At 58.9% G+C, this 26,285-nt stretch carries 29 protein-coding genes and 1 pseudogene; 12 read left to right on the top strand and 18 right to left on the bottom strand.

What is annotated here, in order from left to right:
* Positions 1-30: 30 nt before the first annotated feature.
* From KGB03_RS16680 to KGB03_RS16690, 3 genes and pseudogenes are all read right to left on the bottom strand, one after another.
* Positions 31-246: a hypothetical protein gene (locus KGB03_RS16680; protein ID WP_223527683.1), complete on the bottom strand. Its 216-nt coding sequence runs from the start codon at positions 244-246 to the stop codon at positions 31-33.
* Positions 247-263: 17 nt separating this feature from the next.
* Positions 264-470 carry a DUF6021 family protein gene (locus KGB03_RS16685; protein WP_008148414.1) on the bottom strand — a complete coding sequence of 69 codons (207 nt, stop codon included), beginning with the start codon at positions 468-470 and terminating at the stop codon, positions 264-266.
* A 94-nt stretch (positions 471-564) separates the two neighbouring features.
* Positions 565-1,294 (bottom strand): annotated as a pseudogene (locus KGB03_RS16690) (peptidase C39 family protein).
* A 167-nt stretch (positions 1,295-1,461) separates the two neighbouring features.
* On the opposite strand from KGB03_RS16690, the gene KGB03_RS16695 reads away from it, so the two are divergent.
* Entirely contained in the window at positions 1,462-1,629 is a 168-nt protein-coding gene (locus tag KGB03_RS16695; protein ID WP_165934015.1) for a hypothetical protein, read from the top strand.
* Between the two features lie 79 nt (positions 1,630-1,708).
* On the opposite strand, the gene KGB03_RS16700 is transcribed toward KGB03_RS16695, so the two are convergent.
* Both KGB03_RS16700 and KGB03_RS16705 read right to left on the bottom strand, forming a co-directional pair.
* Positions 1,709-2,458, bottom strand: a complete 750-nt coding sequence (locus KGB03_RS16700) for a TerC family protein (protein ID WP_223527687.1) — start codon at positions 2,456-2,458, stop codon at positions 1,709-1,711.
* Between the two features lie 28 nt (positions 2,459-2,486).
* A complete protein-coding gene (locus KGB03_RS16705; RefSeq protein WP_223527689.1) occupies positions 2,487-2,729 on the bottom strand; it encodes a hypothetical protein in 243 nt (80 codons plus the stop codon).
* A gap of 134 nt (positions 2,730-2,863) precedes the next feature.
* Here KGB03_RS16705 and nhaR point away from each other — a divergent pair, with 134 nt between their 5' ends.
* Entirely contained in the window at positions 2,864-3,760 is an 897-nt protein-coding gene (gene nhaR / locus KGB03_RS16710; protein ID WP_223527691.1) for a transcriptional activator NhaR, read from the top strand.
* A gap of 4 nt (positions 3,761-3,764) precedes the next feature.
* Here the strand turns inward: nhaR and KGB03_RS16715 are convergent, their stop codons facing one another.
* Positions 3,765-4,919: an MFS transporter gene (locus KGB03_RS16715; RefSeq protein WP_223527693.1), complete on the bottom strand. Its 1,155-nt coding sequence runs from the start codon at positions 4,917-4,919 to the stop codon at positions 3,765-3,767.
* 281 nt (positions 4,920-5,200) lie between these two features.
* Between KGB03_RS16715 and sstT the strand changes: the two genes are divergently transcribed.
* On the top strand, positions 5,201-6,433 hold the full coding sequence (gene sstT, locus KGB03_RS16720; RefSeq protein WP_223527696.1) for a serine/threonine transporter SstT: 1,233 nt from the start codon (positions 5,201-5,203) through the stop codon (positions 6,431-6,433).
* Positions 6,434-6,585: 152 nt separating this feature from the next.
* Here the strand turns inward: sstT and KGB03_RS16725 are convergent, their stop codons facing one another.
* The 6 genes from KGB03_RS16725 to KGB03_RS16750 form a co-directional block, all read right to left on the bottom strand.
* Positions 6,586-7,095, bottom strand: a complete 510-nt coding sequence (locus KGB03_RS16725; protein ID WP_008148402.1) for a DUF1993 family protein — start codon at positions 7,093-7,095, stop codon at positions 6,586-6,588.
* A gap of 155 nt (positions 7,096-7,250) precedes the next feature.
* The gene (locus KGB03_RS16730) at positions 7,251-8,189 is read right to left on the bottom strand and encodes an SdiA-regulated domain-containing protein (RefSeq protein WP_223527698.1); all 939 of its coding nucleotides are present in this window, start codon (positions 8,187-8,189) and stop codon (positions 7,251-7,253) included.
* On the bottom strand, positions 8,186-9,706 hold the full coding sequence (locus KGB03_RS16735; RefSeq protein ID WP_223527700.1) for an ArnT family glycosyltransferase: 1,521 nt from the start codon (positions 9,704-9,706) through the stop codon (positions 8,186-8,188). The genes KGB03_RS16730 and KGB03_RS16735 overlap by 4 nt, the downstream gene beginning before the upstream one ends.
* Before the next feature lie 3 nt (positions 9,707-9,709).
* Positions 9,710-9,988: a lipid-A-disaccharide synthase N-terminal domain-containing protein gene (locus tag KGB03_RS16740; RefSeq protein ID WP_008148397.1), complete on the bottom strand. Its 279-nt coding sequence runs from the start codon at positions 9,986-9,988 to the stop codon at positions 9,710-9,712.
* Complete coding sequence (locus KGB03_RS16745) at positions 9,985-10,725, bottom strand: glycosyltransferase family 2 protein (protein WP_218535659.1); 741 nt, start codon at positions 10,723-10,725, stop codon at positions 9,985-9,987. Before KGB03_RS16745 ends, KGB03_RS16740 begins: the two co-directional genes overlap by 4 nt.
* A 48-nt stretch (positions 10,726-10,773) precedes the next feature.
* Positions 10,774-11,751 (bottom strand): NAD-dependent epimerase, encoded by a 978-nt coding sequence (locus KGB03_RS16750; protein WP_223527702.1) that lies wholly within the window; start codon positions 11,749-11,751, stop codon positions 10,774-10,776.
* A 305-nt stretch (positions 11,752-12,056) separates the two neighbouring features.
* Here KGB03_RS16750 and KGB03_RS16755 point away from each other — a divergent pair, with 305 nt between their 5' ends.
* Complete coding sequence (locus KGB03_RS16755; RefSeq protein WP_223527704.1) at positions 12,057-12,704, top strand: YceH family protein; 648 nt, start codon at positions 12,057-12,059, stop codon at positions 12,702-12,704.
* A 35-nt stretch (positions 12,705-12,739) separates the two neighbouring features.
* On the opposite strand, the gene KGB03_RS16760 is transcribed toward KGB03_RS16755, so the two are convergent.
* Together KGB03_RS16760 and KGB03_RS16765 are read right to left on the bottom strand one after the other, a co-directional pair.
* The gene (locus KGB03_RS16760; protein ID WP_111449096.1) at positions 12,740-13,258 is read right to left on the bottom strand and encodes a cupin domain-containing protein; all 519 of its coding nucleotides are present in this window, start codon (positions 13,256-13,258) and stop codon (positions 12,740-12,742) included.
* A gap of 24 nt (positions 13,259-13,282) precedes the next feature.
* Positions 13,283-14,122 (bottom strand): shikimate 5-dehydrogenase, encoded by an 840-nt coding sequence (locus KGB03_RS16765; protein WP_223527707.1) that lies wholly within the window; start codon positions 14,120-14,122, stop codon positions 13,283-13,285.
* 245 nt (positions 14,123-14,367) lie between these two features.
* On the opposite strand from KGB03_RS16765, the gene KGB03_RS16770 reads away from it, so the two are divergent.
* The 3 genes from KGB03_RS16770 (at position 14,368) to KGB03_RS16780 (ending at position 15,452) form a co-directional block, all read left to right on the top strand.
* On the top strand, positions 14,368-14,739 hold the full coding sequence (locus tag KGB03_RS16770) for a hypothetical protein (RefSeq protein ID WP_111449098.1): 372 nt from the start codon (positions 14,368-14,370) through the stop codon (positions 14,737-14,739).
* A gap of 235 nt (positions 14,740-14,974) precedes the next feature.
* Positions 14,975-15,169: a hypothetical protein gene (locus KGB03_RS16775; RefSeq protein WP_111449099.1), complete on the top strand. Its 195-nt coding sequence runs from the start codon at positions 14,975-14,977 to the stop codon at positions 15,167-15,169.
* 100 nt (positions 15,170-15,269) lie between these two features.
* A complete protein-coding gene (locus tag KGB03_RS16780; RefSeq protein ID WP_111449100.1) occupies positions 15,270-15,452 on the top strand; it encodes a hypothetical protein in 183 nt (60 codons plus the stop codon).
* On the opposite strand, the gene KGB03_RS16785 is transcribed toward KGB03_RS16780, so the two are convergent.
* A complete protein-coding gene (locus KGB03_RS16785; protein ID WP_223527709.1) occupies positions 15,449-16,510 on the bottom strand; it encodes an AI-2E family transporter in 1,062 nt (353 codons plus the stop codon). The genes KGB03_RS16780 and KGB03_RS16785 overlap by 4 nt on opposite strands.
* Positions 16,511-16,673: 163 nt before the next feature.
* Here KGB03_RS16785 and yegQ point away from each other — a divergent pair, with 163 nt between their 5' ends.
* A complete protein-coding gene (gene yegQ / locus KGB03_RS16790) occupies positions 16,674-17,999 on the top strand; it encodes a tRNA 5-hydroxyuridine modification protein YegQ (protein ID WP_218535650.1) in 1,326 nt (441 codons plus the stop codon).
* A 119-nt stretch (positions 18,000-18,118) separates the two neighbouring features.
* On the opposite strand, the gene KGB03_RS16795 is transcribed toward yegQ, so the two are convergent.
* Positions 18,119-18,982, bottom strand: coding sequence for a LysR substrate-binding domain-containing protein (locus tag KGB03_RS16795; protein WP_218535648.1), 864 nt, complete (start codon positions 18,980-18,982; stop codon positions 18,119-18,121).
* A gap of 96 nt (positions 18,983-19,078) precedes the next feature.
* Here KGB03_RS16795 and KGB03_RS16800 point away from each other — a divergent pair, with 96 nt between their 5' ends.
* The gene (locus KGB03_RS16800; protein ID WP_218535646.1) at positions 19,079-19,990 is read left to right on the top strand and encodes a DMT family transporter; all 912 of its coding nucleotides are present in this window, start codon (positions 19,079-19,081) and stop codon (positions 19,988-19,990) included.
* A 168-nt stretch (positions 19,991-20,158) separates the two neighbouring features.
* On the opposite strand, the gene KGB03_RS16805 is transcribed toward KGB03_RS16800, so the two are convergent.
* Positions 20,159-20,872: a FadR/GntR family transcriptional regulator gene (locus tag KGB03_RS16805; protein ID WP_111452408.1), complete on the bottom strand. Its 714-nt coding sequence runs from the start codon at positions 20,870-20,872 to the stop codon at positions 20,159-20,161.
* Positions 20,873-21,154: 282 nt separating this feature from the next.
* Between KGB03_RS16805 and KGB03_RS16810 the strand changes: the two genes are divergently transcribed.
* On the top strand, positions 21,155-22,501 hold the full coding sequence (locus tag KGB03_RS16810) for an MFS transporter (RefSeq protein WP_192410450.1): 1,347 nt from the start codon (positions 21,155-21,157) through the stop codon (positions 22,499-22,501).
* Between the two features lie 37 nt (positions 22,502-22,538).
* The gene (gene gudD / locus KGB03_RS16815; protein WP_223527711.1) at positions 22,539-23,882 is read left to right on the top strand and encodes a glucarate dehydratase; all 1,344 of its coding nucleotides are present in this window, start codon (positions 22,539-22,541) and stop codon (positions 23,880-23,882) included.
* Positions 23,883-23,948: 66 nt separating this feature from the next.
* Here the strand turns inward: gudD and KGB03_RS16820 are convergent, their stop codons facing one another.
* The gene (locus KGB03_RS16820) at positions 23,949-24,869 is read right to left on the bottom strand and encodes a LysR family transcriptional regulator (RefSeq protein ID WP_111452411.1); all 921 of its coding nucleotides are present in this window, start codon (positions 24,867-24,869) and stop codon (positions 23,949-23,951) included.
* Positions 24,870-25,027: 158 nt separating this feature from the next.
* Between KGB03_RS16820 and ampC the strand changes: the two genes are divergently transcribed.
* Entirely contained in the window at positions 25,028-26,170 is a 1,143-nt protein-coding gene (ampC, locus tag KGB03_RS16825) for a class C beta-lactamase (RefSeq protein ID WP_317851233.1), read from the top strand.
* Positions 26,171-26,285: the final 115 nt, after the last annotated feature.

Genomic DNA, 26,285 nt, shown 5'->3' on the forward strand with positions numbered 1-26,285 from the left:
CCGATTATTCGGGGCTTTTTTCGTCCGGCGTCAGTCATTGGGCAGCGGCATCTGGTCGTCATCCGGAATGCCGTCCCCGGCACTCGGATCTCTCGTGCGGTGGGGATGTTCCGTTGGCACAACCATTGGCCGCGCCAAGGGATCCCTTAACGGATCGTTCGGATCCATCACGGGGTCAACACCCTCTTGCGGCGTGGTTGGAACGCTGTCCGGACGTTTGTCGTCAAAACTCGAATCGGTAGACATACGCACCTCACTCAGGCTCAGGGTTTCAGATTGGCAAGTGGATCGTAAGGCTTCGCGGGAGCCTTGGTATTGTCGCCCGGCTTCACATCCCTGGGCGCCTTGGCAGGTCCGATGGGGTCGACCTGAGGATCGGCGAGGTCTGGCGAATCGGGATCGAAGCCCAATTCATCACCCGAAGAATGCTCAGACGAATGTGGGCCGACAGGGGTAGTGGAATGTGCCATGGGCGCCTCCTTTGAGTCCGGCCCGGAAAAAACCAGGCCCTAATCCATTAGAGGTCGGCAAAGTGCAAGGGTGCCCGACAAATGACGAACGGACTTATTGCGCGTTCAGCGCTTTCTTCGCCGTGGCGGCTGCCTGCTCCTGACCTGCCTGGGCAAGGTCGCTCGCGGCCTTGAGCCATCGCTGTTGATCGACATTGGCCGGCAGTTGATTCGGCTTCTGAATCAGCACGGCCCAGCCACCGGCATCCTTGAGCGCCGATTCAAACGAACCGAAGCCCATCAACTCCCGATGATTCATGCCCGAGCGCAGCAGCACTGTCTGCTTCTGGCGGTTGTACCCGGCAAGAATGGCGTAACGCGGTTCAGCCCAGAACGCCGAGCCTTCCGTGAAACGCACCATCACCGGGTAACCGGCCGCAACCTGGGTCAACAGGGCAGGAAGATTGCTGTCGAGGGGATAGACGACCATGCCGTACTCGCGAGCGAGGTTTTGCATGTTCTGCTGCAACTGGGCTTCGGCTCCCGGCAAATGCAACGGTTTTTCGAGCAAGCCTGGCGTAATCACAATGCCTTGCTGGGACAACATGCTGGCCAGCACTTGCGGCCCACTCTGATTCGCCACGCCACGGTAGAACGTACCACTGAGCTCGACTCGCTCCGGCAGGCGCTTGATTTCAGGTGCCACACTCCCCGCGCAGCCAGCCAGACCTGCTACGCAGCCAACGACAAGCACTAAAGATCGAACTCGAGAAAATACCCGCACCATCATCACTCTCTTGATTTGGACGCCAGGTATTCGCGCTCCCGGCTTGGCCGTCGATCATAGGACGCCGCGCGGCAACGGTATAGCCTTAACCGGCAGATGACGGGATTCGATAGAGCGAACTGATTGGTGACAGCTGACCTTTGGTCAATAGCCTGAAACACAGCAGCGACTAGACTGTCATTTGCAAAGAGTGTGTGCCCGCAGCAGGGCGAAGAGGAGGCACTGATGAGCCTGACAATGACCATTGTGATGTTGATTTCTGGCTGGCTGGCCGTTGCCGCCGCCATGTTATGGGGGGTCCTGCGCATTACCCGCCGGCACCATCATCCGGCTCAGTCGACGCCAGTGGCGAAACCCGATAAAACCGCAGAACAGCACGCTACCGCGCACTGACCGACACCTCTTGGGTCTCCAGACAAAAACGGCCGCCTGGGCTCTTTCGAGCGCAGGCGGCCGTTTCGTTTAGCGCCAGTTAAGCTTCAGCGGCTATTCGCTTCTGCTTCGCCCGTCGCGACATCATGTTCAAACCCTCGATCGTCGCCGAGAACGCCATGGCCGCATACACGTAGCCTTTCGGTACATGGGCGCCGAAGCCTTCGGCGATCAGCGTCATGCCGATCATGATCAGGAAGCCCAGTGCCAGCATCACCACCGTCGGGTTGTCGTTGATGAACTTGGCCAGGGGATCAGCCGCCAGCAACATCACCAGTACCGACACCACCACCGCGACGATCATGATCGGCAAATGCTCGGTCATGCCGACAGCGGTAATGATGCTGTCGATAGAGAACACCATGTCCAGCATCAGGATCTGACCGATCGCGGCGGCAAAGCCCAGGGTCACGGTCGAGGTGGCCGACGTTGGATCTTCCGGCGCCGGGTCCATGCTGTGATGAATCTCGGTGGTCGCCTTCCACAACAGGAACAGGCCGCCGGCGATCAGAATCATGTCCTTCCAGGAGAACGTCTGGCCGAAGATATCGATCACAGGCTCAGTCAACTGGACGATGAACGCGATGGTGCTCAGCAGCGCCAGTCGCAGGATCAGCGCCATGCCGATACCAATGCGCCGCGCCTTCTGCCGGTGCTGCTCGGGCAGTTTGTTGGTCAGGATCGAAATGAAGATCAGGTTATCGATGCCGAGCACGATTTCCATGACGATCAACGTCGCCAGGGCGACCCAGGCGGTGGGGCTTGCAGCAAGTTCTAAAAGGTATTCCATGGGTCAGTCCTGACTCGTTTAAGACGGTTTAGATTTCCTGGGACGACGATTCGGTTTTATCCGTTTCCTTGCCCGGTTGTTCTTTCTTGCTGATCAGCCCGCCAGTGGCATCACTGATTGCCTGCTCTGCGGCTTTGTGGGTGTCGTCGATCGCTTGTTTAGCGGTTTCGGCAGCCTTGTCCATCAGTTGCTGGGCGCTTTTTTCGGCCTGGTCACAACCGGCCAATACCAGCAAAGACGTGATCAGCAGTGCCGTGGTTTTAAGCTTCATGATGCTTTCCTCGATAAAACAGACAGAGCGAAAAGGCCACCCGTCGATAGCGGGGCATTCTAGGGAGGCAAACACTTCAGGAAAATTCGTATTTTTAGCGGTTATACTTCGGTTTTAACGAACTGTAGGTCGCCATGCTCAACTATCGACAGCTGCATTACTTCTGGGTGGTGGCCAAGACCGGCAGCATTGTGCGCGCCTGCGAGCAGCTGAACCTGACGCCGCAGACCATCAGCGGGCAGATTTCCCTGCTCGAACAAACCTATGGCATCGAGCTGTTTCGCCGAGTTGGCCGGCAGCTGGAACTCACCGAAGCCGGCCGTCAGACCCTGCCCTACGCCGAGCAAATGTTTCAGCTGGGTGGCGAACTGGAGCTGATGCTGCGAGCTCAGCCCAACGAACAGCAGATTCTGTTTCGGGTTGGCGTGGCCGATGTGGTGCCCAAATCCATCGTCTATCGCCTGATCGCGCCGACCATGGAATTGAGCGAGCCGCTGCGTATCACCTGTCGCGAAGACAAACTCGAACGCCTGCTCGCCGACCTGGCGATCCAGCGGCTCGACCTGGTGATCTCCGACAGCCCGATGCCCTCGCACCTGGACATCAAGGGCTACAGCCAGAAACTCGGGGAATGCGGGATCAGCTTCTTCGCCACGGCTGAACTGGCGGCGCAATACGGTCAGGATTTCCCCCGCAGCCTGCACGGCGCACCGCTGCTGATTCCAGGGCCGGAGACCGTGGTGCGCAGTCGCTTGCAGCGCTGGTTTGCCGAGCAGCAGATACAGCCGCGCATCGTCGGCGAGTTCGACGACAGCGCCTTGATGCAGGCTTTCGGCCAATCCGGCAGTGGGATATTCATCGGCCCGAGCGTGATTGCCGATGAAGTGATACGCCACGGCGTGGAATTGATCGGCCAGACCGATGCGGTGACCGAGTCGTTCTACGCCATTTCGGTGGAACGCAAGGTCAAGCACCCCGGCATTGTCGCCATTACCGAAGGTGCCCGACGCGAGCTGTTCACCGAGATGTGAGGTGTCAGGCGCAGACTTCGCGGGGCTTGAAAGTCATCAGCGCGATGGCCAGGAGGATCGAGGCGAGGATAAAAGCGGCCGCCGCGAAACCAAGTCCTTGCAGGCCTACACCATCGATGACCCTGCCGCCGATCATGGCGCCCAGGCCGATCCCCAGGTTTGCCCCGGCAATGTTCAGCGACGCTGCGAACGCTGGCGCTTCGGGTGCAGCCTTCATCAAGCGCACGTGGCTGACCAGGAACAACGCCGCTTGAGTCACACCCCAGATCCCCATTGCCGCTGCCAGACCCAGCGGCGAATGAATGTTCGGCACCAACGCCACCAGGCCGGCGATCATGAACGCGCAGAACATCATCGAAGCCATCAACGGATGACGATCCACCGCGCGGCCGCCCAGCGAGTTGCCGATCAAGCCGACCGCGCCGAAGCCCATCAGGCACCAGCCGACCACCGTGCCGTTGAAACCGGCCAGGCGCTCAAGAATGTCCGCCAGGTAGGTGTAGGCGGTGAACATGCCGCTAAACACCAGGACCGACAGCAGCACATGCCCCACCATCAGTGGGCTGCGCAGGATCTTGAACTGCGAGCGGAAACTGACTTGATGCTGATGCAGATTGGTTTTCGGCAGGTAGATAAACAGCAGCAACGCCTTGGCAAACGCAATTACCGCGAGAATGCCGAAGGCACTGCGCCAGCCGAACGCATCGGAGATCAATGTGCCCACCGGAATGCCGAACACGGTGGCGCAGACAATTCCGAAACCGATCTTGGCGATGGCGCGACCGGCGTAGTCCGGGCCGACGATGTCCACCGCGGTTTCACTGGCCAGCGCCCAGAACACCGGCAGCCCCAACGCGGGGATCAACCGGGCGACGGACATCACCCAGATGTTCGGCGCAAACGCCGCAAGTGTGTTGGCCAGACCGAACATGATCAGCACCGAGATGAACAATTTGCGGCGCTCGAACCTTGCGAAATAGGCGGTCAGGAACGGCCCGAATGCGGCAACCGTGAAGGCGAACAAAGTCACCAGCAAACCCGCCTGGGGGATGCTGACTTCAAGGTCTCGGGCGATCGCCGGCAACAGGCCGACGATGATGAATTCCGTGGTCAGCACCGTGAAACCGGCAGCGGACAACAGAAGGATGGGCAACAGCATGCAGAACTCCAGAAAACGACGACACCAGCGATAGCCCGAAGGCCCACTGGCATGACTTGAAAATGAGGATGGCGAATCTTAACAGAGTGTTTCCGATCAGGGTTGCACGAACCTGCCGATCTTGTTGACCACGCGGGCGGCAGATCGTCACAGGTCTGAAGGATGAAGACTACGCTGTGATAAAGTCCGCGCCCTGCGATACGTACACCCTGTTCATCGGCCATTGATTGGCATTGATGTCGCGATACCCCCGCACCTAATAAAATCAGAGATGCCGTTTTATGACCGCTTCATCCCCTTCGCTATGGTTACGCCTGAAACGCTTGAGCCTGGTCACACAAATCATCATCGGCCTGATCGCCGGGATTGCCCTGGCCCTGTTCGCGCCGGAGGTGGCGAAGGCCACCGCATTCATCGGCAAAGTCTTCGTATCGGCGCTTAAAGCTGTCGCGCCGATTCTGGTGTTCGTGCTGGTCATGGCCTCCATTGCCAACCACAAGCACGGCCAGGAAACCCACATCCGGCCAATTCTGTTTCTGTATCTGCTGGGAACGTTTGCGGCGGCGGTGGTGGCGGTTGTCGCCAGTACGCTGTTCCCGTCGAGCCTGGTGCTGGCCACTCACGACGTTGCTGTCACCGCGCCAGGCGGTATCAGTGAAGTGCTGCAAAGTCTGCTGTTGAGCGTGGTCGACAACCCGGTCAGCGCATTGATGAATGCCAACTTCATCGGCATTCTGGCGTGGGCGATTGGCATGGGCGTTGCCATTCGCCATGCCGGTGACACCACTCGCGAAGTGCTCGGCGACTTGTCCAACGGCGTGACCCTGATCGTGCGCTTGGTGATTCGTTTTGCGCCGCTGGGCATTTTCGGCCTGGTGGCTTCGACCCTCGCTACCTCCGGTTTCGGCGCCTTGATCGGCTATGTGCATCTGCTGGCGGTGCTGCTGGGCTGCATGCTGTTTGTGGCGCTGGTGATGAACCCGGTCATTGTGTTCTGGAAACTGCGTCGCAACCCGTATCCACTGGTGATCACGTGCTTGCGCGAAAGCGGCATCACTGCGTTTTTTACGCGCAGCTCGGCGGCGAACATTCCGGTCAATCTCGAATTGAGCAAGCGCCTGGGCCTGCACGAAGACACCTACTCGGTCTCGATCCCGCTGGGCGCGACCATCAACATGGCGGGCGCGGCGATCACCATTACCGTACTGACCCTGGCGGCCGTGCATACGTTGGGCATCGCCGTGGACATTCCGACCGCCATCCTGCTGAGCATCGTCGCGGCGATCTGTGCCTGTGGCGCTTCGGGCGTGGCGGGCGGCTCGTTGCTGTTGATTCCACTGGCGTGCAGCCTGTTTGGCATCCCCAGTGAAATCGCCATGCAGGTGGTGGCCGTCGGGTTCATCATCGGCGTGCTGCAGGACTCGGCGGAAACCGCGCTGAACTCCTCCACCGACGTGCTGTTCACCGCGGCGGCGTGCCTGGGTGAAGACGAGAAAGCCCAACGGTTGGCGTAACAATGTACTTGTAGGAGCACGGCTTGCCGACGATGGCGTACTTGAGATCGCCATCGCCGGCAAGGGCTAGGCGCCCCCCCCAGCTCCTCCAGAGAGCCAACAAAAAGCCCGCCAAGGCGCGAACCTTGGCGGGCTTTTTTACGTCGGGAGGTTTAGAACGCGCCCATGTAATCGCGCTTGCCCACTTCCACACCGTTGTGACGCAGCAGTGCGTAGGTGGTGGTGACGTGGAAGAAGAATTGCGGCAGACCGTAGCTCAACAGGTAAGCCTGGCCGGTAAAGCGCTTCTCTTTCGGCGTGCCCTGACGGGTGATGATTTCGATGCCTTCCTTGCCGTCGATCTGTTCCGGTTTGATCTCGCCGATGAAGGCCAGCACTTTGGCGATCAGCGCTTGCAGCTCAGCGAAGGTGGTTTCGGTGTCGTCGTACTTTGGCAGTTCAACTTCGGCCAGACGCGCGGAAACGCCCTTGGCGAAATCAACGGCGATCTGCACCTGACGGACCAGCGGGAACATGTCCGGGTACAGACGGGCTTGCAGGAAAGCATTCGGGTCGATGTTCTTGGCAGTGGCGTGGGCTTCGGCCTTGTTCAAAACGTCGCTCAGGGCGTTGAGCATTTGCTTGAAAACCGGAACGGAAGCGGCGTACAGAGAAATAGTCATGGCAGTCTCGTGTTGTGACAGGAGGGAAACGTGGGGCGATTATAGCCATGCACGGTCCCCTGCGGCGGGTCTTTTATCCGCAAGGGGAAACGCAGCGCAAGCTCTGAACGAGCTGCGCAAGTGTGTCCCCCGCCGGCATGAAAACCTCAAATTGATCAGTGTTTTTCTGCACTCGCCGACAGACCGGCCTTCGTTTGGGTGAACCGGTAAAACAGGTTGGGCTCGCTCACAATGTAAAGCTCGCCTTTATTGTCCATGGTCATGCCTTCGGCTTGCGGCAGCGTACGCTTGAGGTCACCCGCCAAGGCGCGCAGGGAGAGAATACTGACGAAGTTACCCTGCTGGTCCAGTTCGGTCAGGTTGCTGGACTCTTCGCTTAGCAACAGTAAGTGGCCGGTCCGAGGATCGTAGTAACCCTCGGAAAGGTCTTTGCTGAAAACGCCGCGGTCGACCCAGGACGTCAAGTCCTTGATACGGATCTGCATTCGGTTGCCAATGGAGCCGAGCATGCCGGTGATTGAGTACAGTTGCCGCGGATCACGCTCCTTGATGGCGAAGATGCGGTCATTGGCCGGGTCATAGGTCACACCTTCAAACCCCTTGTTATGCGCGCTGAGGTTGATCTCAATAGCGAGTGATTCGGTTTGATCCGCACGGATGGGTCCAGCGGTCTCCGGCAGGGTAAAAATGTGCAACCGCTGCTGCCGTTCATCAACGATGACCACCCGCCCTTTGCCCATGTAAGCGATGCCTTCGGTGTCCTCGAAACCGATCAATGGGTAGCGTTCGATCAAATCGCCATCACGGGTCAGCGCCAGAATTTCCATAGGCACACCATTGGTGATACCCAGAATGCGGTCGTGATCAGGGTCATAGGCGAGACCGGACATATCAGTGATGCCCGGGATCGGTTTGCCTTCGACCGCGACCTTGTAGTCTGGCAGCCAGATATTTTTGTCTGGCGCCTGATTGCCATACCAACTGTTATGCCAGTGCGCGTACAACTGCCCGGGCCAGCTAAAATGAACGGAAACCACGCTAACGCCGACCAGTGCGGCGATCAGAACAATTCCAGCCTTCCTTGCCTTGCTCATACTTTTTCTCGATCCCAGGTAAATCGATAGACATTCACGGGTTGTCCCGGATGGCATTGGCCGTTATCGGCATCGGCGCCGACGATCGACCATTGCGCTCGGGAGGTTTCGCCCAACTCACGCGCGGCCTGAGGATTGAAACACTGGCTCAACAGTTCGTCGGGGACCAAGGCATACGCCTGAGGGTGTTCGCGCAACCACAGTGCCGCCTGCTCGACTGTGGAGCCGACCATCCCGAAGTGCACGATCGGTTGTCGCGCGAACAGCCAATGGCCCTCGCGCCAATTGACCAACACCAGGTCGGCGCCGTGGGTCATGGTCGCCGCTTGCGCCATGATCGCTTCGTGAGGGTTGGGACCGTCCTTGATCGGTTCGATGAAACCGCGGGCAATCCAAAGCGCAAACCAGGTCACGACCAGCGCCTGGAATACCCGCCGACCGCGCGGACGCTGACTGAACCAGCGTCTGAGTAACCAGGGAATCAGCGGTGCAGCCACCAGCACCAGCCCGGGCAGCGCCGGGTAGATGTACAACTTGCGCTTGCCGCTGCTGATACAGAAAAACAGCACCACTAGCACAACCCAGCCCAGCAGCACCAGCACTCGGCCGTCGTGCTTGCGCAGTTGCCGGCGCCAGGCGGGCACCAGCCACGGCAATACCAGCACCAGCGGCAGCCAATATTGCGGGATTACGTGAACGAAGAAATACCAGAACGGCTCGCGATGGTCCCAGGCGGCGGCATAGCGTCCCGCGGTCTGGCGCAGCAGAATCTCTCGCGCATAGGCGATCTCTTCAGCAGTGCCATTGAGCGCGATGGACAAGGCCAAAGGCAGTAACCAGATCGCGATGGCGCCCAGCATGACCAACAGTCCCAGCAGCCACTTGCGCGCCTCGCCCGGCATGGCCACCACACCGGGCCAACCTTTGCGCACCGCGTAGGCATACGGAATCAGCATCAGGGCCGGGACGAAGCCAACCCCTTTGGTGATCACACCAATGCCCATGGCGGCGCAGCCCAGGTAGAACCAGCGCCAGGCGGGCCCGAGCAACAGGTGCCGCGCCAGACCGTACATACCCACGGAGGTGAACAGAATCAAAAAGCTGTCGATCTGACCGGTCTGCAGGATGCTGTAGGTCTGATAGGTCGCCAGGTACAAGAGCGCCGCCATCCGGCCCGCACGTTGATGCCATAACCGGCGGCCAAGGTCATAAACCACGGCGGTGACCGTCACGGCCGATAGAAGACCCGGCAGGTACAGGGCGATGGAGGGTTTCCCGGTGAGCCAGGCGAAGAACGCCACCGTCCACATGAAAATCGGCGGTTTGTCGCCATAGATCTCTGCCGCACGGTGCGGAATCAGCCACGAGCCGTGCTGCAGCATCTCGAGCGCAACACCAAGGAATCGCTCCTCGTCGACATTCTGCGGCTGACGCAGTCCTAGTCCGGCACCGATCAAAACCAGGGCGAGTACCATCAAACCCAGGCATTCGACCCGGGGTGATAACGTTCTGCGCATGACTCAGTCCTTTAAGTGTTTGCTGCGAGCAATCAACTGCAAATTGCGCAGATAAACGATCGAGCCAAAGGCTTGACCGGCAATGAATACCGGGTCCTCCCGGTAAATGGCATAAGCGAGCAGCAGGGCGCTACCGACGATGCTCAGGTACCAGAAACTCACTGGAATCACGCTGCGTTTCTTGTATTCGCTGTAAAGCCACTGCAAGACGAAGCGACCGGTAAAGGCTATCTGGCCGGCGAAGCCGACCACCAGCCACAGGGTTTCACGGGAGAGATTCATCCTTCGATTTCCTGCGCAGTGGCGTTCAGGCGCGTGCGCCGGATCAGCCACCAGACGCCGATCAGGTCGAGAATGCCCACCAGGGCACGGTCCAGGTTGCCGTATTTGGAGACCCCGGCTGTGCGGTGACGGTGGTTGACCGGGTGAGTGATCATTCGGCCGTTATGGCGCTGGATCAGTGCAGGAATGTACCGATGCATATGATCGAAGTACGGCAGGCGCAGAAACGCCGCCCGCTCGATCAACTTCAATCCACACCCGGTGTCCGGTGTCTGGTCCTTGAGCATGCGGCTGCGCAATCCATTGGCAAACCGTGAGGCCCAGCGCTTGCTCGCGTTGTCGCGGCGGTTGACCCGGTGCCCGGCCACCAACTGAAGGCCGGCCAGCCCTTGTTCACCGCGCACCAGCGCCAACATCCCGGGGATGTCCGCAGGATCGTTCTGGCCATCGCCATCGAGCGTGGCCAGCCACTGCCCCTTGGCAGCCAGCGCTGCATGGTAAAGCGAGGTGCTTTGCCCAAGCGAACGCTCATGACGCAGGATCCGCAGCGTGTTCAGGCCATTGTTTTTGATCTGCCGCAGTTCGTGCAAGGTGGCATCGGTACTGCCATCGTCCACGACGATGATTTCGTACGCCTCGTCGGCCAAGGCTGTGCGCACTTCTTCAATCAATGGCTTCAGGTTGTTTGCTTCATTTTTTGCAGGAATCAGTACAGATACAAAAATTTCATGACTCATAGGGTCCCCCCTTTAATCCTTGGTTTCTTATTATCAAGGGCGAACATTTCATCTCTGATAAAAGTGGCGATACCACTTCACAAATTCCGCTACACCCGCTTCCACCGTCACCTGAGGGTGGAAGTCGACCCATTGGGTCAATGCCGATACGTCAGCCCAAGTCTTGACCACATCGCCAGGCTGCAGTGGTAGAAAGTTGCGTTGCGCTTTGATCCCCAGCGTCGACTCCAGACAATCGACGAACTCCAGCAGTGCTACCGGCATGCCACGCCCGATATTGAAAATCCGGTTAACGCCGTCGCCCTCCCCGTCCGGGATCGGCGGCCGAAGGCGCAAACGGGCGACACTTTCGACAATGTCATCGATGTAAGTGAAGTCGCGCGCCATCTGGCCGTGATTATAGATATCAATCGGCAAACCGTTGAGGATCGCTTCGGTGAACTTGAACAGCGCCATGTCGGGGCGTCCCCAAGGTCCGTAAACGGTAAAAAAGCGTAGGCCGCTGGCCTTCAGGCCATACAAATGACAGTAGCTGTGAGCCATCAACTCATTAGCACGTTTGCTGGCCGCGTACAGTGAAATGGGATGATCGACAGCGTCTTCAATACTGAACGGCATTTTGCTGTTGGTACCGTACACCGAGCTGCTTGATGCATAGATCAGGTGCTCGGGACGATAGTGACGGCAAGCTTCCAGCACATTCAGAAAACCCACCAGGTTCGATTGCGCGTAGACGTCCGGGTTGTCCAGTGAATAGCGAACACCCGCCTGGGCCGCCAGGTGCACAACCTCGGTAAAACGATGTTCGTTGAACAACGCCATCAGTGCCGGTTTGTCGACGATATCCAGAGTCTGAAAACGAAAGCCTGGCAAGGATGCAAGGTCGTTAAGCCGTGCACGCTTAAGCTCGACACTGTAATAGTCGTTGAGGTTGTCGATGCCGATGACTTCAAGGCCTTCCCGGCACAAACGCTTAACAGTGTGATACCCGATGAAGCCGGCGGCGCCAGTGACCAGAACAGTCATTGGGAGTTCGCGCCGATCAGCGCATTGTTCTTGGCCAATACCCACGTCAGCTTCATGCTTTGCTCCATAGTCCAGTCAATAAGGCTTGTATCGTCGATGGGAGAACTACCAGATGCCCGCAATCAGGCCCGCCAGCTCTCGGCATGCATACGTTGCTCGCTGGATTGTAAAAATAGCGTTAATTATTCATTTAGGTTTTGTGACGATAGCAAGAACGCGTGACGAATTCAGTTGCCATTGACACACGTCAATCTAAAGTGCATGCCAGCAGGAGAAAAATTTGACCCCGGGAAGGACGCAGAACCATGAGTACTGAGCAAGAGACAACGTTCGACGAGCCGCAGCTTAACAGCACGGAAATCCGAATACTGGGCTCGTTGATCGAGAAACAGGCCACCAGCCCGGAAACCTATCCGCTGACGCTCAATGCGCTGGTGATTGCCTGCAACCAGAAAACCAGCCGCGAGCCGGTGATGAACCTGACCCAGGGTCAGGTCGGCCAAAGTCTGCGCGCCCTCGAAGGTCGCGGCTTTACCAAACTGGTGATGGGCAGTCGTGCGGATCGCTGGGAACACAAAGTCGACAAGGCACTGGAACTGGTGCCCGCTCAAGTGATTTTGACGGGGCTGTTATTCCTTCGCGGACCACAAACGGTCAATGAACTGCTGACCCGCAGCGGCCGCATGCATGACTTTGAAGATGCCGAACAGGTGGTGCATCAACTGGAACGGCTGATTGCTCGCGATCTGGCACTGCTGATTCCGCGCCAGGCCGGTCAGCGGGAAGACCGCTACATGCACGCCTTGGGCGACCCGGCGGACATCGAAGTGATCCTGACGGCAAGACAGAACCCGGCCGAACGTGGCGCGGGTGGCGGCGTATCGGTTGAGCGGATCGAAGAGCTTGAGGCGCGAATTGCGGCGCTGGAAGAGCGACTGGCCCGCCTCGAATAAACTAACAACAAAGATCGAATGTGGGAGCGGTGCTTCTATTCGCCGTCCCAGTAATCCACGCCGTCGGCCGGCCGGGCGATGGCGACGAAGCCCGAGGCATTGCCCTCGGCATCGACCTTGAAGTCGTCCATCACCGCATACTTGCCGGAATCCGGGTACTCGCAAATCTCGGGGGATTGTTGGGTGCTGACTGCCAGGTAGCGCAGCTCAGCGTTGCTGGTGTTGATGATCTGGTGCGCGGCTTCAGGGCCGCCCGGCGGGCAGGCAATGACATCACCGGCGCGAACGGGAAAGCGCTCGGCGCCCAAGCGAATCTCCCCTTCCCCGGCCACGATGTAAAACATTTCCTCGTTGACCCGATGACTGTGAAACGGGCTGCCACGCATCCCCGGTTCCAGCGCGTACAGGCGATAACCCAGCTTCTGCGCGCCAAGTTGCTGGCCGATGCGCGCCTGCCGTTGCCGATAGCGGTCGGCGGTGTCCCCCGTCGGGGCAAACGCTTCGGGCAGCGGCTCAAGTTCGGCCTGATCCAGATTAAGAATGGCAGGATGCATGAGTCACCTCAGTCACGGTTTCGCTTATTGGGGAGCAGGATGGCCATGGCCACTGCGGGCAAATTCCACGGCGTTGTGAAACTGCTCATCGGTCGGCCGCACGCCGGTGTACAGCACGAACTGCTCCAGCGCCTGGATCGCGATCACTTCCAGCCCGGTGATCACTCGCTTGCCTTCAGCACGAGCGCGCACAATCAACGGTGTTTCCGAGGGGACTGCCACGACATCGAAGACAGTCTCGGCAGCAGCGATGGTTTCAGCATCGAACGCCAACTGATCGGCCTCAGGGCCGTTCATGCCAATTGGTGTGACGTTGATCAGCATCTGCGGCCGCTCCGAGCCCAGCTCCGCTTGCCATCGATAGCCCAGCGATTCGGCCAACGCCCGTCCGGCACGCTCGTTGCGGGCAACAATCAGGCCATTTTTGTAGCCGCCATCACGCAAGGCACTGGCCACAGCCTTGGCCATGCCGCCGCTGCCGCGCAGGGCAAAGGTCAATTCCTTCGGCACCTGGTGGGTGTCAAGCAACTGGGCGATCGCGATGTAGTCGGTGTTGTAAGCCTTGAGATGGCCATTAGTGTTAACGATGGTGTTGATCGATTGAATGGCCGCAGCGGAGGGGTCCAGTTCATCGACCAGCGCAATGCACGCCTCCTTGAACGGCATCGACACGCCGCAACCTCGAATCCCCAAGGCGCGAATGCCGCCAACGGCACCGGGCAAATCCTGACTGCTGAAGGCCTTGTAGTAAAAATTCAGGTTCAGTTGCTCATACAGATGATTGTGAAACCGCAGGCCGAAGTTCCCGGGACGTGCGGAAAGCGACATGCACAGCTGGGTGTCTCTGTCGGGGTTCATCTGCATGAAAAATCTCCTTCAATAGCACTTTCGGATGGACGGGATTAGCCAATCCATCGGGTCTGATCGATCATAACGGTGTGTCTGCACGTGGCCTCACTGAACCGTAAAGAAGCGAGTACAGACCTTACACAAAATTTACCCAATGGCTGTGCTGATTTTGGAAAAAAAGCTGTCTTAGAAGTATCCCCGCGACAATCCTTGGGTCTATTGCAGACACAAGCGCCGGGGCGAAGAACCGAGGAACTATCATGATCCGTAAAATCCCCACAGTAGCCTTGCTGATCGGTGCGCTTGCTATCGCAGGGCAGGCAGAAGCTGGCGGCGGTCACGGCGGTCACGGTTGGGAAGGACCGGCGGTATTTGGTGCGATCGTTGGCTCGGCCATCGTCGGTTCAGCCCTCATCAACAGCAATCGCCCGGTCTATGTACAGCAACCGGTTTACGTTCAGCCACAACCGGTTTACTACGGCCCGCCACCGGTTTATTACCAGCCGGCACCGGTCTACGTGCAGCAACCGGTCTATTACGGCCCACCGCCGGTTTATTACGGCCCACCACGTGGTTATTACGGTCCACCGCGCGGTTACTACGGCCCTCCCCACGGTTATGGCCGCTGGTAACGGAATCATCAGGCCCCGCCTCAATAGCGGGGCCTTTTTTGTGACCGTCCGTCGGCAGAGGTCTAAATAAATCTCGCCAAGGTCGCTGTCGGAACAGTCTTTGCGGCGCAAGTTGGCAAGATTGACTCGCCATCCTTCCCCCGCTTTGGGGAAAACGGTCATATTTATGTCATGTCGGGTCCGCACTCTTGGATCTGTCCGTTAACAACAGGTTGATAAAAACAAGGACGACCTTATGCCCACGCAAAACCCGCACCGCGTTGTCGGCTTGTGCACTTCCAGCAAGGTGTACAACGCATTGACCGAACTCAAGCATCTGGAAGGCCATCGCAGCGCCAAGTTTCTTTCGCTGCTGGCAGAAAACCTGGTGCGAAAAGGCCTGCTCAACGAGCAGGAAGTGGTTCATATGCTGGACCTGGTGGTCGACTGAACCGATGACTCATTGGCATCAATGACGACTATCGAAAGCGTTGATTGTCCGTTCAAGCGTCCGTTCCGTAAGGTGGCTCCATCGATTGATGGAGGTACTTATGTCCCAGGTTCAGATCATGTCCGTTATCGGCAGTGCCGTTCCCGCACCGCTCAGAGAGCTAGGATTGCTCGCCTGTTGGTATCTGGTGCAGGACGGCGAACCGATCAGCGGTCCGCTCACCTCGCTGCCAGCCGCCCAGGCACTGTCGCAACGCATCGGCCGAGGCCAACTCAGCGCTTAAGGCAACTGCACCCGCGGCTTGGTTTCGATGAAAATTGCCCAACTCGACATGAACAGCGCAGCGATCAGCGGCCCGATCACAAAGCCATTGAGGCCGAAGATCGCCAGACCGCCAAGGGTCGAGATCAGGATCAGGTAGTCCGGCATCTTGGTATCCTTGCCCACCAGGATCGGTCGCAGCACGTTATCCACCAGGCCGATCACAAAAATCCCGAACAGCACCAGCATCACGCCCTGCCAGATCGCTCCAGTGAACAGGAAAAACGCCGCCACCGGCGCCCAGACAATCCCCGCCCCCACCGCTGGCAACAGCGACAGAAACGCCATCAGCACCGCCCAGAGCAACGCGCTCGGAATATCCAGAAACCAGAAAATCAAACCGCCCAATGCGCCCTGCGTGATCGCCACCAGCAGGTTGCCCTTCACTGTCGCTCGAACCACACGATTGAACTTGAGTTGCAAACGGCGTTTCTGGTGCTCCTGCAGCGGCACGGCGGCGCGCACTTTGCGGGCCAGTTCGGCGCCGTCCCGCAGAAAGAAGAACAACAGGTAGAGCATGATGAAAAAGCTCACCACGAAATCGAACGTACCCTGACCAAAACTGAAGGCTTTGTTGGCAATGAACTCATTGCCTGTCACCGCACTTTTGATGATTTTCTCCCGCAGCCCGTCCAGTTCGCCTACCCCGGCCCGATCGAGCAAGTGCTGGAAGTACGGCGGCAGGCTGTGTTTGAAATGCGTCACGTACCCGGCAATGTCCAGTTCGCCACTTTCGATGCGGTGGTAGACCGAGGCCCCTTCTTGAATCAGCAAGATACTGAGGACAATCACCGGCAGAATCGCGATCAACAGACAGATGCTCAGGGTGAGCAGCGACGTCAGATTGCGTTCCCAGCCGAACTTCAGTTGCAGTCGTCGGTGCAGGGGCGCGAAGAGGATGCCGAGGATCACCGCCCAGAACACCGCGCCGTAAAACGGCAGCAAAATCCAAATGAAGGCAGCGGTGACCAGCCCCAGCAAGATCACCAGTGATTTGTTTTGTACTGTCTCTTCGTTCATGTCCGATCCATGTCAGTCCGCAAGGACACAATGTTGCGTCCTGATGCTTAGTCCGCCACGGTTCGCGCGAGTGCCATCCGTTTGTTCATCAAGCATAGATCCAGATCAATGAACCTCGCGGGCAAGCCGCTTACTCTCGGCGGCTTTTGTGACCGACTCTGCCATGACTCTCCTGCCTCCAGAACTGCTCGCCCCCGCCGGCACCCTGAAAAACATGCGATATGCCTTCGCCTACGGCGCCGATGCGGTGTACGCCGGTCAACCGCGCTACAGCCTGCGGGTGCGCAACAACGAATTCGATCACGCCAATCTGGCCCTCGGCATTCACGAGGCCCAGGCCCAAGGCAAGCGCTTCTACGTGGTGGTGAACATCGCCCCGCACAACGCCAAGCTAAAAACCTTCCTCAAAGACCTGGCGCCGGTCATTGCCATGGCGCCGGACGCGCTGATCATGTCCGACCCGGGGTTGATCATGCTGGTCCGCCGGCATTATCCGCAGATGCCGATTCACCTGTCGGTACAGGCCAACACGGTGAACTGGGCCAGTGTCGAGTTCTGGCAGCAACAAGGTTTGAGCCGGATCATCCTGTCGCGGGAGCTGTCCCTGGAAGAAATCGCCGAAATCCGCGAGCAAGTCCCGGCGATGGAGCTGGAGGTGTTCGTCCACGGCGCCTTGTGCATGGCCTATTCCGGTCGCTGCCTGTTGTCGGGTTACATGAACAAGCGCGATGCCAATCAGGGCAGTTGCACCAACGCCTGTCGCTGGAAATATTCGGCGCAAGAGGCCACTGAAAACCAGCTCGGCGAAATCGTGCAGACCTTCCAGCCCGAACCGACCCTGGGCATAGGCGCCCCGACCGATCAGGTGTTCCTGTTGCAGGAAGCCAATCGGCCCGATGAACTGATGCCGGCCTTCGAAGACGAACACGGCACTTACATCATGAACGCCAAGGATTTGCGCGCGGTGCAGCATGTCGAGCGCCTGACGCAGATGGGCGTGCACTCACTGAAAATCGAGGGCCGGACCAAATCCCATTTTTATTGCGCACGCACCACTCAGGTTTACCGTCGGGCGATCGACGACGCGATGGCCGGTCGCGAGTTCGACCGCAGTCTGATGCTGGACCTGGAATCACTCGCCCAGCGCGGCTACACCGAAGGTTTTCTGCGACGGCACGTGCATGACGAATACCAGAACTACCAGCACGGCAGTTCGGTGTCGGAGCGGCAGCAGTTTGTCGGCGAGCTGACCGGCGCGCGGCGTGACCGGATGGCGGAGGTCAAGGTGAAGAATCGATTTGGTTTGGGCGACCACATGGAACTGATGACGCCCAAGGGCAACTTCCAATTCGACTTGCATCAACTGCAAAACGTCAGGGGCGAGCCTATCGAAGTGGCGCCGGGGGATGGGCATACGGTGTACCTGCCGATTCCGGATGCGGTGGATTTGCAGTTTGGGTTGTTGATGCGGGATGTCAGCGTCACATGATCATCAAGAACGCCCCCCACTGTGGGAGCGAGCCTGCTCGCGATGACGGAATCACAGCCAACATTATTGTTGAATGTTAAACCACTATCGCGAACAGGCTCGCTCCCACAGGTAAGCCGTTACGTGAACTCCTCGCGCAACATCCCCACAAACGCCTCTCGCGCCGGGTGAACCCCGGCGTTTTCATGCCAGTAAAACAGATTGTCGATCGCCATCAGTTCGGGGAACTCATACCCTGCGCAACCCGCCCCTTTGGCGTACTGATCAAACACGCCTTTTGGCACCAGCGCGACACCCGCCCCGGCACTGACACAGCCGACAATCGCCCCGTAACTGGCCAGGCTGACAATCGGCAACGCCTGCCCCTGCCGCAGCAACCAATGTTCCAGCGCCGCCCGGTAGGGACAGCCCTGAGGCCACATGAACACGGTCTTGTCCTGCAAATCCGCGATGTCACGCACCGGCCCCAGGGACGTCGAGGCGATCAACAACAGCTCCTCGCGGTACATCGGCGTGCGCTTGAGGTGTGAGCGCTCGACATCCACGGCGACGATCGCGCCGTCGAGCCGGTGATTGAGCGTGTCGTCGAGCAATTGGCTCCAGGTGCCGGTGGTCAGCTCCAGTGCCACCGCCGGGAAACGCTTGTGGAATTTCGCCAGCAACCGCGGCAATCGACCGGTCGCCGACGACTCGATGGCGCCAATGCGCAACGGCCCGGACGGCTCGGCCGAAGGGTCCACCGCGCGCTTGGCTTCCGCCGTCAGGGCGAGAATTTTCGAGGCATAAGCCAGAAAGGTCTGCCCCGCCGGGCTGATTCGCAGCCCTCGGCCCTCGCGTAGAAACAGCGCGACACCCAGCTCCGTTTCCAGGGACTTGATCCGTGCCGTGATGTTCGACGGCACGCAATGCAATAGCTCGGCTGCCCGAGCGATACTGCCGACCTCGGCGACGGTCTTGAACATGCGTATCTGTGCCAGCTCCATACATCACCAAAAGTGAAGAGTTGACGCACTATAAGTCAGTTGTGGAGAACATTCAGGCTTCTGATACTGGGTGCATCCGCCTACAGGTGCCCGATCATGAAGCCACTCACGCCCTCCCCCGGCTCCCCCGCCAAAATCTTCCTGGCCATGGCATTTGTCGTCAGCTGCTGGGGTTACTCACCGACCGGCATTCACATCGGTTTGCAGGCCTATGATCCTGGTCATCTAGCCCTGCTGCGGTTTCTGCTGGCATCGGCCTTCATGGCGGTGGTCGCAGTGTTCCGAGGCATTAGCCTGCCGAAAACTCGTGACCTGCCGTTGCTGTTCGCGCTCGGATTTTTTGCCGTGAGCCTGCACCATGTCGCGTTGAATTTCGGCCAGCAAAGTATCAGCGCCGGCGCCTCGAGTGTGTTGGCGCAATCAACGCCGTTGTTCAGCACGTTGCTGGCGCGTTTCGTGTTCAAGGACCGGGTGAGCGTGTGGCGTTGGGGCTGCGTTTTTCTGGGATTGATCGGCGTGGTGATGGTGGTGGCCGGTGATCACGGATTGGGGAGCATCGACGCCCATGGATGGCTGATTGTGTTGGCGGCGGTGTCATGGAGTTTTTACTTTGCCTTGCAGAAGCATCACTCGCGGCGCTACGACGGGCTGACGTTGGTGTGTTACACGGTTTGGTTCGGGACGCTGCTGCTGTTGGTTTATCTCCCGGGACTGGTGAGCCAGGTCATCACCGCTCCAGTTGAAGTACAGCTTGCGGTCATCGGGCTGGGCATTTTCCCAAGTGCCCTTGCGTATCTCGCCTGGGCCTATGTGCTGACTCATGTGGATTTGAGCCGCGCGACGATGACGCTGTATCTGATTCCACCGACCGCCATGGCAATTGCCTCTTTTGCACTGGGCGAGCGGCCGACGTTGATGATCGTTGCGGGCGCACTGGTGGTGCTGGTCAGCGTGTTGGCGTTGAATCTGGAGCGCAGGATTGTGTCGATTCGAGTAGTCGGCGTCTGATGCGGCATTTTTGCGATACCTGCGACGCCTTCGCAGGCAAGCCAGCTCCCACAGGGTTTGTGGCGATCGCATCATTTTCATCCGACTCGAAACCTGTGGGAGCGGGCTTTCCCGCGATAAAAAAACCAGGCGCACTGGCCGGGTTCTGTTCGAGTAGACAAATGGCGGTCAGCCATCGGCCGAAAACCGGTCGCGACTGTTGGTCAGGTGCAGCCACATGGCCGCCCGAGCCGCATCCGGGTCCTGGCGTTTGATCGCATTGAGAATCGCCTCGTGCTCAAGGTTGGCCAGTTGCCCGAGCTTGCTCAAGTCCACTGCGCCGCGCTCGGCGGCATTGACGCGGGTGCGTGGGATCATGGCGCTGCCCAGGTGCTGCATGATTTCGGTGAAGCACACGTTGCCGGTGGCTTCGGCGATCAGCAAGTGGAAGCGCTTGTCGGCTTCGACGCAGCTGTCGTTGTTGGCCAGCAGGCTTTGATAGTCGTCCAGCGCTTCGCGCATCTGCACCAATTGATGCTCGGTGCGACGGGTTGCCGCCAGTGCGGCGGCCTGGGTTTCCAGGCCCATGCGCAACTCCAGAATACTGCGCACCCCCAGCGCGGTATCGACGTTCAACCGCAGTCCCTGCTCCGGTGCTCGCTCGATGACAAAGGTGCCGATGCCGTGCCGGGTCTCCACCAACCCGGACGCCTGCAACTTCGAGATCGCCTCGCGCACCACCGTGCGACTGACCCCGTGCTCCTGAACAATCGTGTTCTCGGACGGCAGCTTGTCACCTGGCAGCATCTGCCCGAGCAAGATGCTCTGGGTCAGTTTGGCGACCAGGTCATGGGCCAGGTTGTGGGTGCGCTTGCGGGCAGGCGCGTCGAGGTCTTCTTGCATGGCGATCATCCGAGAGCAGGGCTACTGGAATCGTAGCACTGCGCCCGACGGGAATCTCGGGAAAAAGCCGATCAACTTGTATGACAACACTCAACAAATCGGACATTCAAGACCGAAACCAAGCTCGTGCATTACTGAAAAAAGAATAACAAATCTCATATAAAGCGCCATTTTGTTGGACAGCAGGGCTTGCATGAGGAAAAAACGTAGTTGTATGATGTCTATCAACATCGCAACACCCCGCCACACCCCGCATAAAAATAATCAGTGGGAGATAACGCAGTGAATACATCCATATCCGGGATGAACGATGGCGCCGATTCGGTCCTGAAGTCCGCCATCTCGAAAGTGAAACGCCATGTTCTGCCGCTGTTCGTGATCATGTTCATCGTCAACTACATCGACCGCGTGAACATCGGCTTCGTCCGCGCCCACATGGAACATGACCTGGGCATCGGCGCTGCCGCCTACGGCCTCGGCGCCGGTCTGTTCTTCATCGGTTACGCGCTGTTTGAAGTCCCCTCCAATATCCTCCTGCAAAAAGTCGGCGCACGAATCTGGCTGACCCGCATCATGCTGACCTGGGGCGTGGTCGCCGCTTGCATGGCCTTCATCCAGAACGAAACCCACTTCTACATCCTGCGATTTCTGCTCGGCGTGGCCGAAGCCGGTTTCTTCCCCGGAGTGATTTACTACTTCACCCGCTGGTTGCCTGGCGTTGAACGCGGCAAGGCGATTGCCATCTTCCTCAGCGGTTCGGCGATTGCTTCGCTGATCTCCGGCCCGCTGTCCGGGTTACTGCTGCAAATCAGCGGTTTGGGCATGCACGGCTGGCAATGGATGTACTTCATTGAAGGGATGTTCTCGGTCGGGCTGTGCGTGTTCGTCTGGTTCTGGCTGGACTCCAAACCCCACGACGCCAAATGGCTGAGCCGCGCCGAACAAGACGCGCTGGTCAAAGCCATCGACGACGAACAACTGGCCCGCGAAGCCGCGACACCAATCAAACCGTCGCTGGGCAAGCTGCTCAAGGATCGCCAGATCATCCTGTTCTGCCTGATCTACTTCTTCATCCAATTGACCATCTATGCCGCGACCTTCTGGCTGCCGAGCATCATCAAAAAGATGGGCGACCTGAGCGACATTCAGGTCGGGCTGTTCAACTCGATTCCATGGTTGCTGTCGATCGTCGGCATGTACGCCTTCGCTTCGCTGTCGGCCAAATGGAAGCATCAACAAGCCTGGGTCGCTGCGGCCCTGCTGATCGCAGCAGCCGGGATGTTCATGTCCACCACCGGCGGGCCGATCTTCGCCTTCGTTGCAATCTGCTTTGCTGCGCTGGGCTTCAAATCGGCGTCATCGCTGTTCTGGCCGATTCCTCAGGCTTATCTGGACGCACGGATCGCGGCAGGCGTCATCGCGCTGATCAACTCGGTGGGCAACCTCGGCGGCTTCGTCGCGCCGACCACGTTCGGCCTGCTGGAAGAACGCACCGGCTCGATTCAGGGCGGGCTGTACGGCCTGGCCGCGACCTCGATCATTGCCGCCATCATCGTCTTCGCCGCACGCAACAAACCGAAATCCGCACCAGCCGTTGCACTGGACAAACCAGCGCCCAATCACGCCTGAACACTCATGTAAGAGCACTGTTTTGAAGGACATGACAATGAACACACAAGAAACCGCCAAAGCCCCGGTCATCACCAGCATGCAGGTTGTTCCAGTGGCCGGCCACGATGGCATGTTGCTCAACCTGAGCGGCGCCCACGGGCCGTTTTTCACCCGCAACATCGTGATCCTCAAGGACAACGCCGGCCACACCGGCGTCGGTGAAGTACCGGGCGGCGAACGCATCCGCCAGACCCTCGAAGACGCTCGTTCATTAGTGGTCGGCAGTCCGATCGGCACGTATCAGAAGATCCTCAATCAAGTGCGCCAGACCTTCGCCGATCGTGATGCTGGCGGTCGCGGGTTACAGACGTTCGATTTGCGCATCACCATCCACGCCGTCACCGGCCTTGAAGCTGCGCTGCTTGATCTCTTGGGCCAGCACCTGGACGTGCCGGTCGCAGCCTTGCTCGGCGAAGGTCAGCAGCGCGACGAAGTGAAGATGCTGGGTTACCTGTTTTATGTCGGTGATCGCAATGAAACCGACCTGGCCTACCGCAGCGAACCGGACGCCGACAACGACTGGTTCCGCGTACGTCACGAAAAAGCCATGACCGCCGACGCCGTGGTCCGCCTGGCCGAAGCCGCCCACGCCCGCTACGGTTTCAAGGACTTCAAACTCAAGGGCGGCGTGCTCAGTGGCGATCAAGAAATCGAAGCCGTCACCGCCCTGGCCGAACGCTTCCCCGATGCGCGCATCACCCTTGATCCGAATGGCGCGTGGTCACTCAAGGAAGCCATTCGCCTGTGCCGGGATCAGCATCACGTACTGGCTTACGCCGAAGACCCGTGCGGCGCGGAAAACGGTTATTCGGGACGTGAAGTCATGGCTGAATTCCGTCGGGCCACGGGTCTGAAAACCGCCACCAACATGATCGCCACCGACTGGCGGGAAATGGGCCACGCGATCCAGTTGCAATCAGTGGACATTCCGCTGGCGGACCCACACTTCTGGACCATGCAGGGCTCGGTCCGTGTGGCGCAGATGTGCCATGAGTGGGGCCTGACCTGGGGTTCACACTCCAACAACCACTTCGATATTTCCCTGGCCATGTTCACCCACGTTGCGGCCGCAGCGCCAGGTGACATCACCGCCATCGACACCCACTGGATCTGGCAGGACGGCCAGCGCCTGACCAAAGCGCCGCTGCAAATCGTTGATGGCTGCGTGCAGGTGCCGAAGAAACCCGGGTTGGGCGTCGAACTGGACATGGATCAACTGGCCAAGGCTCATGAGTTGTACAAAGGCATGGGACTGGGCGCCCGGGATGACAGCGTGGCGATGCAGTTTCTGATTCCGGGCTGGAAGTTCGATAACAAGCGGCCGTGTCTGGTGCGCTAGGTCTATCGAAAAACCTCAATCCCTGTGGGAGCGGGCTTGCTCGCGAAGACGTCGTCACATCCACCATCAATGTGACGGATAGACCGCTTTCGCGAGCGAACTCGCTCCCACAGGTTCTTGCGCTGCTTGCAGCAACCATTGCTTGAACGCCATCATCGCCGACGTTTCAGGGCGCGACTGCAAACGGGTCAGCCAGTAACTGCCGGTGGTGATCCCGATGGCGAACGGTTGCTCGATTGCACCCGCCGTCAGTTGTCGGGCGAACATCAGCGGCGGCGCCAATGCAACGCCCGCCCCTTGCAGCGCCGCTTCCATCATTGCCAGCGACGAGTCGAAGACGATGCTTCGGGGCGGCGCTGCGTGGGTCGAGAGGCCGGTGGCCTGAAACCATTCGGGCCACTCGTCCGTGCGATAAGAACGCAACAGCGTTTGCTGCAACAGGTCTATCGGTGTTTTCAGTTGCCGGGCAATTTCGGGAACGCACAATACCGATAACGGCGCCTCGATCAACCTGACTGCCTCAATCCCATGCCAGGCTCCCGCGCCAAACCGTATCGCGTAATCCAACCCTTCAGCCGCCACATCCACGCGATTGTTGTTGGTCGACAGGCGCAAATCTATGAACGGATGTTTCGCCTGGAAGTCCGTCAACCGTGGCAACAACCAGCCTACCGCGAACGTCCCCACCGCGCCGACCGTCAATACCTCGCGAAAATGTCCGCCCTCGAATCGCTCAAGGGTGCGCGCAATACGGTCGAAAGACTCGCGCAACACCGGCAGCAGGGTTTCGCCCTCGCTGGTCAGCATCAGCCCGCGGGGCAAGCGCTTGAACAGGGTTACGCGAAGTTGCGATTCAAGGCTCTTGACCTGATGGCTCACCGCCGCCTGTGTGACACACAACTCAACGGCCGCCCGGGTGAAACTCAAATGCCGGGCGGAGGCCTCGAAGGCGCGCAATGCATTGAGCGGTAATTGAGGCCGGATCATGCCCACTCCCAAATTTTTCTAATGGCTCGTTCGAAATATCATCGGTTGTCGAACCTCGGCAGACTGCATAGATTGGCTCGCCCATCAGCAACCCGGATTGAAAAGCCGCTCGGAGTGTAGCGGTTAACACCCTTGAACTCATGGAAAGTGAATCAATCATGCACAACAAACTCGCGCTCTACAGCGCTTTCGCACTTGCCCTCAGCGCCGGTCATTGCGTTGCTGATGACCGCATTGAAGCCATCGTGAAGGCCGCCATCGAACCGGTGATGCAGCAACAGCAGATCCCCGGTGTCGCGGTTGCGATTACCGTCAACGGCCAGCCTCATTACTTTAACTACGGCGTGGCCTCGAAGGAAAACGGCAAAGCCGTCACCGAAGACACCCTGTTCGAAATCGGCTCGGTGAGCAAAACCTTCACCGCGACCCTCGCCGCCTACGCTCAGGCCACCGGCAAACTGTCCCTGTCGGACAAGGCCAGCAGCGTGCTGCCGGAGCTGCGTGGCAGCGCGTTCGATAACATCAGCGTGCTGCAACTGGGCACCTACAGCGCCGGTGGCCTGCCGCTGCAATTCCCCGACGATGCCGATGCACCGGACAAAATGCTCGGCTACTTCAAGCAGTGGAAACCGACTTATGCCGCCGGCACCCATCGGCTGTATTCGAACCCGAGCCTGGGGTTGTTCGGTTACCTCGCCGCCCAAAGCATGGGCGCGCCGTTTGATGACGTGATGGAAAAAACCCTGCTGCCGAAACTCGGGCTGAAACACACCTACCTCACAGTGCCGCAGGCTCAAATGGGGCTTTACGCTCAGGGTTACAACAAGGACGACAAACCTGTACGGGTTGGGCCGGGGGCACTGGATTCGGAGGCTTATGGGGTGAAAACCAGCGCGGCGGATCTGATTCGGTATGTTGAGGCGAACATGAAACCGTCGGGGCTTGAAACGCCGATGCAGCGGGCAATCGCCATCACTCACACCGGGTATTACAAGGTCGGCGAGATGACTCAGGGGCTGGGTTGGGAGTTCTACCATTACCCGGTCACCCTCGATAAATTACTGGCGGGTAACTCGACGCAGATGGCGATGGAGGCTCACGAAGTCCAGTGGCTGACCCCACCGCAACCTCAACCGGAAAGCATACTGATCAACAAAACCGGTTCAACGGGCGGCTTCGGGGCTTACGTGGCGTACGTGCCGTCGAAAGACATCGGCATCGTGATCCTGGCCAACAAAAACTACCCGAACCCGGAGCGGATCAAGATTGCTCATACGATATTGAGTGCTCTGAGCAAGTAGCCAATTGTGGCGAGGGGATTTAGCGAAACGTCGCACCGCCCCGTTGGGCTGCGAAGCGGCCCCTTTTTTTCAGCCACACCGCGTCCAATTGATTACGACGGCTTCGCCGCCGAAC

It is taken from the genome of Pseudomonas sp. BF-B-26, assembly GCF_019956495.1.
GTDB lineage: Bacteria > Pseudomonadota > Gammaproteobacteria > Pseudomonadales > Pseudomonadaceae > Aquipseudomonas.